The sequence below is a fragment of the Desulfofarcimen acetoxidans DSM 771 genome (genome assembly GCF_000024205.1).
In the GTDB taxonomy this organism is placed as follows: domain Bacteria; phylum Bacillota; class Desulfotomaculia; order Desulfotomaculales; family Desulfofarciminaceae; genus Desulfofarcimen; species Desulfofarcimen acetoxidans.
Genome location: NC_013216.1, coordinates 1,936,365 through 1,948,744 on the forward strand (window position 1 = coordinate 1,936,365; position 12,380 = coordinate 1,948,744).

At 36.4% G+C, this 12,380-nt stretch carries 11 protein-coding genes; 9 read left to right on the forward strand and 2 right to left on the reverse strand.

Annotation, left to right across the window (positions count from 1 at the left end):
* Window positions 1-69 precede the first annotated feature (69 nt).
* From DTOX_RS21420 to DTOX_RS24245, 4 genes are all read left to right on the forward strand, one after another.
* On the forward strand, window positions 70-3,234 hold the full coding sequence (locus tag DTOX_RS21420; RefSeq protein ID WP_015757386.1) for a S8 family serine peptidase: 3,165 nt from the start codon (window positions 70-72) through the stop codon (window positions 3,232-3,234).
* Between the two features lie 13 nt (window positions 3,235-3,247).
* On the forward strand, window positions 3,248-4,273 hold the full coding sequence (locus tag DTOX_RS22925; RefSeq protein WP_015757387.1) for an IS481 family transposase: 1,026 nt from the start codon (window positions 3,248-3,250) through the stop codon (window positions 4,271-4,273).
* Complete coding sequence (locus tag DTOX_RS08990) at window positions 4,273-5,073, forward strand: ExeA family protein (RefSeq protein ID WP_015757388.1); 801 nt, start codon at window positions 4,273-4,275, stop codon at window positions 5,071-5,073. The genes DTOX_RS22925 and DTOX_RS08990 overlap by 1 nt, the downstream gene beginning before the upstream one ends.
* 183 nt (window positions 5,074-5,256) lie before the next feature.
* Window positions 5,257-5,577 (forward strand): hypothetical protein, encoded by a 321-nt coding sequence (locus DTOX_RS24245; protein ID WP_242652574.1) that lies wholly within the window; start codon window positions 5,257-5,259, stop codon window positions 5,575-5,577.
* A gap of 86 nt (window positions 5,578-5,663) precedes the next feature.
* Here DTOX_RS24245 and DTOX_RS24785 read toward each other — a convergent pair whose 3' ends face one another.
* Window positions 5,664-6,167 (reverse strand): IS630 family transposase, encoded by a 504-nt coding sequence (locus tag DTOX_RS24785; protein WP_242652418.1) that lies wholly within the window; start codon window positions 6,165-6,167, stop codon window positions 5,664-5,666.
* A gap of 19 nt (window positions 6,168-6,186) precedes the next feature.
* Window positions 6,187-6,714 carry an IS630 family transposase gene (locus DTOX_RS24790; protein ID WP_042315607.1) on the reverse strand — a complete coding sequence of 176 codons (528 nt, stop codon included), beginning with the start codon at window positions 6,712-6,714 and terminating at the stop codon, window positions 6,187-6,189.
* A gap of 327 nt (window positions 6,715-7,041) precedes the next feature.
* On the opposite strand from DTOX_RS24790, the gene DTOX_RS09010 reads away from it, so the two are divergent.
* The 5 genes from DTOX_RS09010 to DTOX_RS09030 all read left to right on the forward strand — a co-directional run bounded on the left by DTOX_RS09010 (window position 7,042) and on the right by DTOX_RS09030 (window position 12,094).
* Window positions 7,042-8,574, forward strand: a complete 1,533-nt coding sequence (locus DTOX_RS09010; protein WP_015757390.1) for an RNA-guided endonuclease TnpB family protein — start codon at window positions 7,042-7,044, stop codon at window positions 8,572-8,574.
* A gap of 252 nt (window positions 8,575-8,826) precedes the next feature.
* Window positions 8,827-9,354, forward strand: coding sequence for an IS630 family transposase (locus DTOX_RS24250; protein WP_042315521.1), 528 nt, complete (start codon window positions 8,827-8,829; stop codon window positions 9,352-9,354).
* A gap of 19 nt (window positions 9,355-9,373) precedes the next feature.
* Entirely contained in the window at window positions 9,374-9,877 is a 504-nt protein-coding gene (locus DTOX_RS24255; RefSeq protein WP_242652418.1) for an IS630 family transposase, read from the forward strand.
* Window positions 9,878-10,237: 360 nt separating this feature from the next.
* A complete protein-coding gene (locus tag DTOX_RS09025; RefSeq protein WP_015757391.1) occupies window positions 10,238-10,984 on the forward strand; it encodes a DUF6577 family protein in 747 nt (248 codons plus the stop codon).
* Window positions 10,985-10,996: 12 nt separating this feature from the next.
* Complete coding sequence (locus DTOX_RS09030; protein WP_015757392.1) at window positions 10,997-12,094, forward strand: nucleotidyl transferase AbiEii/AbiGii toxin family protein; 1,098 nt, start codon at window positions 10,997-10,999, stop codon at window positions 12,092-12,094.
* The last annotated feature ends 286 nt before the right edge of the window (window positions 12,095-12,380 follow it).

A 12,380-nucleotide genomic window follows, 5' to 3' on the forward strand; every position in this document is an offset into this window, starting at 1 on the left:
TTGTAATGTAAGTTTTTAAGATTCCATTGGTATTTTGAAAATACTTTTTAAATATTGGAGTAGAACAACTTGAAATATTTACTTTTAATCCTTGTTATTATTTCGCCCATATGGGTAACCGGTTTTGCAATAGCAAACGAAAGAACATCATATTATTCAGACGAAAAAGAAATCCTTGTCAAATATAAAGATGAAGTTATTGAAACTTGGGGAGAACGCCTGTTGGAACCGAAAAACGGTTCATTCTTTAGTCAAGATAACAAACCTGTTGCTGAAGATTTTCTCCCCGAAATAGGAGTGGTCAAATATACGATTCCTACTTCTTTAAGTATGGAGGCAGCAATAAAGGCTTTCAAGAATGACGAACGGGTTCAGCTTGTTGCTACGAATGACACCCGATTATTAGATCCATATATGGTTAAATCATATTACGAAAGCTGTAATGAATCAGTATATGATGGGGTTTACCAAAACCCATCATATAAAGAGCAATGGGCTTTACAGCAGTTTGACATACCAAAAATCAGGGAAGAAATTGACGATGATAAAATTAAACAAGTTACCGTCGCCATCTTGGATACCGGAGTCGACCTTCAACATGAAGATCTAAAAGATGCTTTAGTGAATGGCTATAACTTTGTAAGCAACAATGAAGATCCCACCGATGATGTTGGACACGGAACACACGTTGCTGGAATTGTAGGAGCAATAAACAATGATAAAGGGATTATAGGGGTGGCCTCTGGTGTGAAAATAATGCCGGTAAAGGTTTTAAACAGCCAGAGTACAGGGGATGTAATGACAGAAATCAAAGGTATAGTTTGGGCTGTAGATAACGGAGCCAACGTAATTAATCTCAGCCTAGGCGGAGAACGGTTTAAATGTGGAGTAGACGCATTCAACCCCGTTGAATATGCTGCCGTCCAGTATGCAATCAGTAAAGGGGTTGTTGTCGTCGCCGCTGCAGGTAACTATTCAGAGATAGTATCTTATCCGGCAGCATATCCAGATGTAATTGCTGTAACATCAGTTGATCAATTAGGTGATATTTCAATATTTTCTAATTTGGGGACGGAAGTTAGTATAGCCGCTCCTGGTGAGGATATTTACAGTACCATGCCCGAAAATACATATCAATATGCAACCGGAACATCAGTTGCTGCCCCATTTGTCAGCGGGATAACGGCATTAATTCTAGCGAAAAATAAACTCTTAACTCCATATGAAGTAAAGCAACTTATAGAAGCAGGAGCTGATGATAAAGGAAATCCAGGAAAGGACGATCAATACGGATACGGTATTACTAATCCCCAAAGAAGCATAGGGTTGCTAGTTGTAAAAATCAAATCATCAGAATCCAATTTATTTTATCAGGGACGATCTCTACAATTTTCTTTGACAATGGAAGATATTGAGCAAAATGTCCAGTCTTCGGTATGTTCCGGTGTATACCAAGATGTATATAGTTTTGTGATTGATTTTAATAAATCATATGGGAAATACTATTATGGCGATTATCATCTGGAAAAAGGTTCTGTTGTAAGTATTGTATATGGGAAAGGTGAACAAGCGGTATTACTCGAAAAGCCGGGTTTTTATGAAACGCGTACTCGTAGCGTAAATCAGGAGTATGCTGGAAACCGCTATAAATTTAGCCTGTTTCCGGAAGCACCGATAGCAAATATTGAAAGCGGGTATTATAGTTTACCTATAGATTTAGTTCTGACTACTTCCACAGTTCCAGGGAGTATATATTACACGACTGATGGAGAATCACCCTTAAAAGAGGGGAAATTAAGGTCTGATGCAAAACACTATACTGAACCGATAAAAATTACCACCGATACTAATATTAAAGCAATAACGGTTTCAGAAAGATTTACCAGTACAACAGCTTCTTATTGGTATAAACAATTTTTTACGGATTTATCAATAGAAATCGAAGAAGAAGACCAGATTATTAAAACGGAAAATTATTTGCTGGAGGTTAATAAGCAAAATAATAGTAGTATATATAGACTAATACTAAAAGATTTGATAGAAAATAAAAATGATCAATACTTCGTTATTGATCTAGCTCTAACAAATACCGGTTCCAGTCATGATAAGCTTATATTATCAAAAGAAACCTTGCAAAAACTAGCTGAGCTTGAAAAGGATGTAAAGATTAAATATTTAGCTGCTGAAATTCTTCTCTCTCACGAACAGATTGTTAAAATGAAACAAACCAGCATTAATGAAGTAGAACTGGAATTTATCAGTTTAATACGGGAAACAGCTAAGACACACGTGAGTTTATTCCAGGAGCAAAATAACAAGAGTTCCATAAATCTCGCTTCCAATGTCGCAAAAACAGACTTGAAATATTTTAAAGATGGGGAACAGGTTTATCCGGATGAATTAAATGACATTAAAATAAAGTTAACTATTAGTATGACAACAGAAGAAACCCAAGAAAGCCAATGGTATGATTTTCGGAAAATGGGAGTTTTTCAGTTGATTGATGAAATGTATTATGAATATCTGGGAGGAGAATTGGATCTAAGTAGTCAATGCTTTACAATTGAAATAAAACCGGAAAAACAAATCCTCTTTGTCGCAGAGAACAGCCAGAGCTTTGAGGACATTCAAGACCACTGGGCACAAAAATGTATTGAAGTGCTTGCATCAAGACAGATTGTACAGAATATCAATGAAGAAGAATTTTTTCCTGATGATGCAATCAGTCGGGCTGAGTTTGTAATAATGCTTGTTAAAGAATTAGACCGGGGAAAAAGACAAATCTATACAGAATACCAGGGATATTTTAAGGATGTTTCAGAGGAAGAATGGTATTCACCTTATATTGAGAGGGCTAAAGAAATTGGTTTAATAAGTGGAACCAAAGCAGACTTATTTAAACCGGAAGAAAGGTTAACCAGAGAAGAAGCTTTTACTATTCTTATGCGGATTTACGAAATGACAAAGAAGGAAAACGGCTTAACCTTAGGAAATTGGAGGATTGTTTCTTTGCTCAACGAAGAAAGGGTTGCTCAGAGGCAAACAGCATCAGTTGACATTCAAGAAGTAAGTGAATGGGCAAAGCCAGAAATAATAAAGGGGCTGGAAATGGGTATTATTTACGGATATCCAGATGGAACAATAAGGCCTAAACATACTCTGACAAAAGCTGAAGCATCTGTAATATTATTAAGACTTTTTGAAAAATGCTCAGACAATAGCAAAGCACATTAAAAATAGGAGTATATTGAGTAAAAGAACTTGTACCCTAGCCACATTTTATCGTTTTATGGCAGCAAACCCTGATTTGGCAGCTGGGAAAGAGCCAGAGGAACATGAACGCGAATTTAAGAGATTTTCACACCAATTTATAAACGAATTATGGCAAACAGATGTTCTTTATGGGCCGTATATTAAGGTGGGCAAGGCTAAGAAACAGCTCTATTTGTTGGCTTTTATTGATGATGCTTCGAGATTAATTACTCACGGGCAATTTTTTGATACACAAAACTACACAGCCCTGAGAATAGCTTTGCGAGAGGCCATATTAAAACGTGGAGTTCCTAAGATGATTTACACGGATAACGGAAAAATTTACCGCGCCAATCAGTTCGCCATGCTATGTGCCAGTTTGGGTTGCTCCTTAATCCATGCCGCTCCTTTTACGCCAACCTCTAAGGGTAAAATTGAGAGATTTTTCCTGACGGTTCGCCAACGGTTTTTATCCAACACTGATACCACTAAGATTAGGGGTATTGATGAATTGAACTTGCTTTTTTGGCGGTGGTTAGAGGAAAATTATCAGCGCAAAACTCATAGTTCATTAGATCTAAGCCCTTTGGATTTCTTTATGTCGCAGGCCCACCAGATTAAACTTTTCTCGAATCCAGAGTTGTTAAAGGAATATTTCTTACTGCGGATTACTCGCAAGGTTAATCATGATGCTACATTGTCTATAGACACGGTACTTTATGAAACAGACCAATGCTTGGCTAACTCCCGGATCGAGGTGCGGTATGAACCAGAATGGTTAACTATCCCACAAAAAACATTACCCCTGTACAAAGAAGGTAAATTAGTAGGCGAGGCTAAACAGGTTAATTTTTATGACAATGCTAGGGTTAAAAGACGGGGCAGACCCAATTCGGCGAAAAAAGAAAAGCCGGAAGATGTTATATTTGAAAAGAAAGAAACGGTAAAGATACCCGACTCCTCAAGCAGTATCTCCTTTACGAAGTTAGCAGAGCAGATGAAGGGGGAGGGTGAGAGTTAGTGTTTCTTCAATATTTTGGGCTAAAATTTAACCCCTTTAGCAAAGAGGTCCCTGTAGAGAAGATGTATATGAGTCAGGATTTACAGGAGTTAACTCAAAGGTTAAAATACCTGCAAACTACAAGAGGTATTGGTCTTGTAGCTGGGGAACCGGGTGCAGGAAAAACAACGACTTTACGTAAATATGCTAGTGAATTAAATCCTTCTCTTTATCGTCACTGCTATTTCTCCCTGTCCACAGTAACAGTATCAGAATTCTACCAGGGATTGGCGCTGGAGTTAGGAGAAGAACCGGCTTTTAAAAAGGTAGCTATTTTCCGTCAAATCCAGCAAGCCATCTGCTCAATGTATTATGATAACCGGATAACTCCAGTTATTATCTTAGATGAAATACACCTTGCTTCAAGCAAACTTCTAGAGGATTTGCGGCTGATTTTTAACTTTAAAATGGACTCGCAAAATCCCTTCATTCTTATCTTGTCTGGCCAATCTACAATACGCAATAAATTGGGCATGAATGTTAACAGACCGTTAAAACAAAGGTTGGCGGTTAAATACGTTATGCAGGGATTAAAAAAAGAGGAAATCAGCGACTACTGCAACAGCAGGTTAAAGCAGGCTGGACAGGTGGAAGATATTATTACAGAAGGGGCTACTGAAGTTCTATATGCTAATTCAAACGGTTTGCCCCGGGTGGTAAACTCATTGATGTCCAACTCATTAATTTATGCCTGCAACCAGAATCTCAGGATTATCGATGAAGAAGTTATTTACCATGCACAGAATGAACTAAATATTTAACCAAACGGCTGGGGCATTTTGCTCCGGCTAATTTTTTTACCGCACTCTACTTTCCCTTTTAAGGACAGAAAATTTAATTTGATAATGGTTTCAAAACTTCTAAATTAATCTGCGAACAAAAGCCTAAAATCGGTCAGAACTAGCTGTTTTAATTTGAGAATAATGGATGGATTAATTTGAGAATTGACAGTATATGAGCCCATCAAACTTCAGGTTAGAAATCAAATCGATGATGCGGTTTATAATGAGGAATATAATAGAATATCGAATGAACTGGAGGAATTGAGAGAGCAGCGAGCAGAGTTTGATAGGCAGAATAACATTAGAAACGATTACCGGGAAAGGCTCAATGTGATTATTGAGACGCTGAATGGTTGGCAGGGCTTGCTTGTAGAGTTCAGTGATAAAATATTTAATGCGTTGGTTGAGAAAATAGAGGTTATCTCGCCAACGCATTTTGTTTTTGTGCTGAAAAGTGGGATGAGGGTGGAACAATTGGAATAAGAAGGTGGCTAATAAAGTTCTAGTTGATATATAATTATCTTCAAGAGTATGCTATATAGAACCGAAATAATAAATATCGTTATAAATTAAACGCAAAGTCTCTTTTTCACATCTTCCGAACAGCATTTGATTTCCTCTAAAAACGAGTCAACAGATTTTTGAATTTCTGAAGCATTTTTATGAAAGCGATTATAAATAGCTGTATTTTTTAACCATTTCCATAACTCTTCTATGCAATTCAGATTGGGTGAGTAGGGTGGAAGAAATTTCAAAAACAGATGATCCTTATGCTCGTCTAAAAAGTCTTTAAGTAATTTTGCATGATGAACTCTTGCATTATCAAGAACAATGTAAATTTTAGAAATGTCATCTTTTAAAAAATGTGATACCAATTTTTTAAGAAAATCTTTGAATTTTTCTGCATTGATTTTGTCATAATTTACACAAAAAACTTTACCCGTATAGTAGTTTAAAGCACCGTATAATGTAACTTTTGCATGGTGTCCATAGGTCTTAATCTTTTTTTGCTCACCTTTTGGGAACCATGCTCGTTGTAAACCTTGATAATCCCTAATGTGAGATGCATCCACATATAGGAGTATTTCACATTCAGTGAGATTTTTTTAACTCTTCCAGCTCATCTTGAAAAGCTTTTTGCTTTTCCGGATCAGCTTTGGCTAATACATAAGTGGGACGATTATAACGAAAATCCATCTTAAGAAGCATGCGCCAAACACCATCTGATGTATATTTAACGCCGTATGTATCATGAATGTAAGCAGCGAGGGTTTTACAATTCCAAGTAGTATGGGTACTAAAACCAACCTCTGATGGTGGTTGTTTCAGTACCTCTTTGACCTCTTCTTTTTGTTCATTGGTTAGCCTTGGCGGTCTTCCCGGCTTTTTTGATACATGAAGCAGTTTTTTAACTCCACCTTCATTAAAGTAAGCAACGTATTTTCTTATGGTTTGTTTACTTATATCAAGATATTCGGCAATCTGCTTTGCTTGTCTCCCTTTCATGACAAGAATAACAGCTTGAACTCTGCATCTTAGTTTATATGGTGTTTCTCTTTTTATCTTATTCAAATCCTCAATGGTTAAATTTTGTGGATTGTTTAAATGCAATTTCCTCATGGTAATAATACCCCTCCCCACACTTGATTCTATTTTACAGGATAGGAGTAAAAATTACCATTACTTTATTAATCGTTTCTATATAGCCAATTAGGGATATTAAACTTCTGTCGGATTCGGTTAGGCAGAAGCACGAGAATGCTATGTCAGTTTATTTAAATAAATAATTCTTGGCAATAAATATTTATCTTAAACAAAATTGAATTTTGATTTTATAGAAAAGCGCTCCTGAAAACCCACGGGCTTGTCCCGTGGGATGAAAGGAGCGGTCGCCCGGTAGGGCGACAAGTATATACACAAACACTTCCTCTACTGTATAATTGAATCATGGAAAGAAAAACAAACCATTGCGTCTACAATATTAACTATCATATCGTGTTTTGCCCAAAGTATCGTCGCAAAGCAATTACGGGTAAAGTAGAGGATGCTGTTAAACAAATAATTCAAGAAATATGCAATACCTACGGATACTTAAGAGCATTACCGCCAACAGAATATTTGTCGCTTCCCTGGCTTAAAAAGAAATACTTCTGGGGCAGCGGGTTATGGAGCAGAGGTTACTATATAGGCACTGCCGGAAACGTCAGCACTGAGACCTTCGCAAATATATTGAAGCCCAGAAATATTCCGGGAGGAGGTGAAATTGTGAGCAAATGTAAAAATAACCAATCAAAGAAGTCAAAAGGCATCGACATTTTGGTGAATAAATTTCCTGTATACCTAACCCCGGAGCAAACTTCCCTGGCCCGTACCCTGCAAAGAGAGGCAGCCAAAGTATGGAACACAACTTGCATTGTTCACCGTACAATCTATATAAAACATCACTGCTGGCTCGACGAAGGTGCCATGAAAGCGTTCGTTAAAGGCAAATACGGTGTTCATTCCCAGTCGGCGCAGGCTATAGTGGAAACTTACTTTGAGTGCTGTGAGCGCACCGGGAAGCTGCGCGAACAAGGGGTTACAGATTGGCGCTATCCCCATCGCAGGAAACGTTTTTTCACTGTAACCTGGAAGCCACTTGGTATAAATTACGAAGGAAAGATGCTGACTCTCTCCAACGGACGCGGCAGGGAATCACTTATACTTAACTTACCCAAAAGACTCTCCGGAGCCGTCATTAAGCTGGTTCAACTTGTATGGCACCGTAACCTTTACTGGCTGCATGTAACGGTAGAAAAACCGGCCTTGAAAAAAGTACAGGGCGGCGTTACAGCAGCCATTGACCCCGGTGAGGTACATGCTGTAGCTATCACAGACGGTAAGAAATCTTTGGTAGTGAGCGGCAGATTGCTGCGGTCTCTGAGCCGGCTCAGGAATAAGGTGCTGCGCAGGTTGCAAAAAGCTATTTCTAAAACTAAAAAAGGCTCAAAACAGCACAATAAGCTTTTAGCTGCAAAGTACCGGTTTTTGAACAATATTGAGCGCCGAATTGAGCACGTCATACATACCATTTCAGCTATTGTTTCAAAATGGTGCTTTGAGCATAACGTCAATACCGTCTATATCGGCAATCCAGAAGGCGTGCGCAAGAAGGACTGCGGTAAAAAGCACAACCAGCGGATGAGTCAATGGACTTTCGGTGAATTACGCAGGATGCTGGAGTATAAGTTAAAGCGTCATGGCATTAAGCTGATATCAGTGGATGAACGCGGTACTTCGGGTACTTGTCCAGCTTGTGCAGAGTATACCAAGCAAACAGGTCGCATCTATAAATGCGGCAATTGCGGTTTTGCCGGCCCGCACCGGGATATGGTTGGTGCTTCTGGAATTCTGGATAAATCGGTTAACGGTAAATTCACCAAAGGCCGTAAGTTGCCTGAGAAGGTCGAATATGCACGGCTGAAGGTAAAAACTGCTTAAACGTATCTACGATGAGTAGTAGATGCCCATGGACCGGGCCAAGGCTGTGGTAACACAGTGCTGTAGCTCATGAGAGAGTGTAAGACCTTGCTTTGCCAGGGCAGTTCTCAATGAAATGAGAAACCTCACGGGTAGAAGCCTCCGGGCTCGTCCCGGAGGAGGTTCACTATATAGAAACGATTAATAAAGTAATGGTAATTTTTACTCCTATCCTGTAAAATAGAATCAAGTGTGGGGAGGGGTATTATTACCATGAGGAAATTGCATTTAAACAATCCACAAAATTTAACCATTGAGGATTTGAATAAGATAAAAAGAGAAACACCATATAAACTAAGATGCAGAGTTCAAGCTGTCATTCTTGTCATGAAAGGGAGACAAGCAAAGCAGATTGCCGAATATCTTGATATAAGTGAACAAACCATAAGAAAATACGTTGCTTACTTTAATGAAGGTGGAGTTGAAAAACTGCTTCATGTATCAAAAAAACCGGGAAGACCGCCAAGGCTAACCAATGAACAAAAAGAAGAGGTCAAAGAGGTACTGAAAAAATCACCATCAGAGGTTGGTTTTAGTACCCATACTACTTGGAATTGTAAAACCCTCGCTGCTTACATTCATGATACATACGGCATTAAATATACATCAGATGGTGTTTGGCGCATGCTTCTTAAGATGGATTTTCGTTATAATCGTCCCACTTATGTATTAGCCAAAGCTGATCCGGAAAAGCAAAAAGCTTTTCAAGATGAGCTGGAAGAGTTAAAAAAATCTCACTGAATGTGAAATACTCCTATATGTGGATGCATCTCACATTAGGGACTATCAAGGTTTACAACGAGCATGGTTCCCAAAAGGTGAGCAAAAAAAGATTAAGACCTATGGACACCATGCAAAAGTTACATTATACGGTGCTTTAAACTACTATACGGGTAAAGTTTTTTGTGTAAATTATGACAAAATCAATGCAGAAAAATTCAAAGATTTTCTTAAAAAATTGGTATCACATTTTTTAAAAGATGACATTTCTAAAATTTACATTGTTCTTGATAATGCAAGAGTTCATCATGCAAAATTACTTAAAGACTTTTTAGACGAGCATAAGGATCATCTGTTTTTGAAATTTCTTCCACCCTACTCACCCAATCTGAATTGCATAGAAGAGTTATGGAAATGGTTAAAAAATACAGCTATTTATAATCGCTTTCATAAAAATGCTTCAGAAATTCAAAAATCTGTTGACTCGTTTTTAGAGGAAATCAAATGCTGTTCGGAAGATGTGAAAAAGAGACTTTGCGTTTAATTTATAACGATATTTATTATTTCGGTTCTATATAGGTATTCAAAAATATTAGTAACTTCATACTCTTACAGCACATTCTTACGCTAATGCGTTGGTTGAGAAGGTAGAAATTCTCTCGCCAACGCATTTTGTTTTGAAGATCGGGATGAGGGTTAAGGGGTGAAGTTAATGAATTTTCAAACAAACTGGGTTATTTGATAAAAAAACCGCTTTGTTTGAAATCTTAAATATTAAAGTGAACAATATAAAATAATTCTTAGAAATCCCTAATGATATGTGATACAATAAAATTGCTAAACCAAATAAACGGGGTTATCTAATAAAAAACCCAGATTGTTGGCTAACAAAAAGGTGGTTAAAATGAAAAAGGACAGAATGAGGCTGGATGAAATAAGGAATAGATTTGGAAATCAAGACAGTTTTACAGCACAACAATTATATAGCTTTTATTCTGAACAGGAAGCTGATCTTAATGTAGGAACTTTTCGCTGGAGAGTTCATCATTTAAAAGAGCTAGGAATTATTAGGAACTTAAAAAGAGGGATATATGTTTTTGAAAGTAACAAGAACTTTGAACCTATAGTATCAAGGACTTTAACAAAACTCTACAATTTAATTAGACGTCAATATCCATACACTGATATTTCAATTTGGGATACAGTATGGTTGCATAATTTTATGATTCATCAACCTGCTTATTCATTAATCGTTGTAGAGGTTGAAAAAGAAGCAATAAATGCTGTTTTTGAAATGTTAAGAGAGAAAATGAGAAATGTGTATATATATTCTAAAAAAAACAATGATATTGATTATATGATTTCTAGTAATTCGATTATAATAAAACCATATTTGAAAGAGTCTCCTGTAAGTAAAAATAAAAAGATTGTTGTACCTAAAATTGAGAAAATATTAGTGGATTTATATTTCGAAGAATCTTTATTCATTACTTATCATGGGCAGGAAATTTATAATATATTTGAAAATATTTTTTCAAAATATACGATTAATATTACCACATTATATAGATATGCAAGATATAGAACAATTAAGGAAAATTTAAGATGGTTTTTATTAAATCAGGTACAAATAGATAAAAAATACCTTTAAGGAGATTATATTTTGATAAAACAAGAGGCTTTTACAGAGGATTGGATTAATCACAAAGCTAATGAACTTAAAAATATTAGTAAGTATATCGATCCTATTTTATTGGAAAAGGTAACAAAAGCGTTGTACCTAATAGAATGTTTAACTAAAAGCAAAATGTCTTTTATCTTTAAAGGTGGAACAGCAGTTATTTTGTTACTAAAAATAGCAAGACGATTCTCTATTGATATAGATATCATAGTTGAGAAGAGCGTCAATATTGAACAATATCTAAAAAGTGTTATTGAGAATAATAAAGTCTTTAATCGGTTTGAAAAGGATGAAAGAAATAAACAGGTAGATCTTCCCGTAGTTCACTATAAGTTGTTTTATTATTCCATTAAGGATGGGAAAGAAAATTACATATTGCTTGATGTGTTATTTGAAGAAAATCCATATATGGAAATAATAGATACTAATTTAGATTGTAATTTGATTGATACAGTTGAACCGATTATTAAAATTAATACACCCAGTATTGATTGTATTTTAGGAGATAAGTTAACTGCATTTGCTCCAAATACAATAGGTATACCATATGGGGTTGATAAGGAACTTGAAATTATAAAACAATTATATGATATTAGCGGATTGTTTGACGTATGTAGCAACCTTAATGTTGTCCGAGAAACTTTTATTAAAGTAGCACAAAATCAGATTAATTATAGAGGATTGCAGAATGTAACATTTATTGATGTTTTGAATGATATTTTTGAAACATCGATGATTATAACCTGCAGGGGAACTATGGAACCAGATAAATTTAAAGAATTAGATACAGGAGTTAGGAAAATGAGAGGATATAGTTTGGAAATTAACTCCTTTATTATTGAAGAAGCAGTTAAATGTGCGGCAAAGGCGGCTTATTTATCAATGTTGCTGAAATGCTCTAAGGATAGAATAGAAAGATTTGATTCCAGAATAGATTTAAAAGGATACTTTGTAAACAATAAGTTAGTAAACTCAGTTAAAAAGTATAGACCGGAGGGTTTTTATTATTGGTATAAAGCGATAGAATTAAGGGAAAGTATGGAAGGCATGTTAGAAGTCGCCGCCACTCTGGGGGAATAATTTATATCCCTTTTGCACTCTCGACACATGTGGAGTGCGTGATAAGGATAGAGAGGTAAAACCCAGTATTTATACGGGCTGCGGGAATATTTAGCATGTTCCCTCATACAGTAAAAGCCTGAACCGTTGTCAAGGGGGGCATAGTAATGTTTCTCTCGAATGGATACTGGTAGTAAGGAATGCGTAATCATCGCTGTGAAACGAAGTAAAAGCCGGGGGAGATGTTTTCCTCGGCTTTTAATATATGTATTAGAGACATCTATTTTATGACAAATAAATAGGTTTT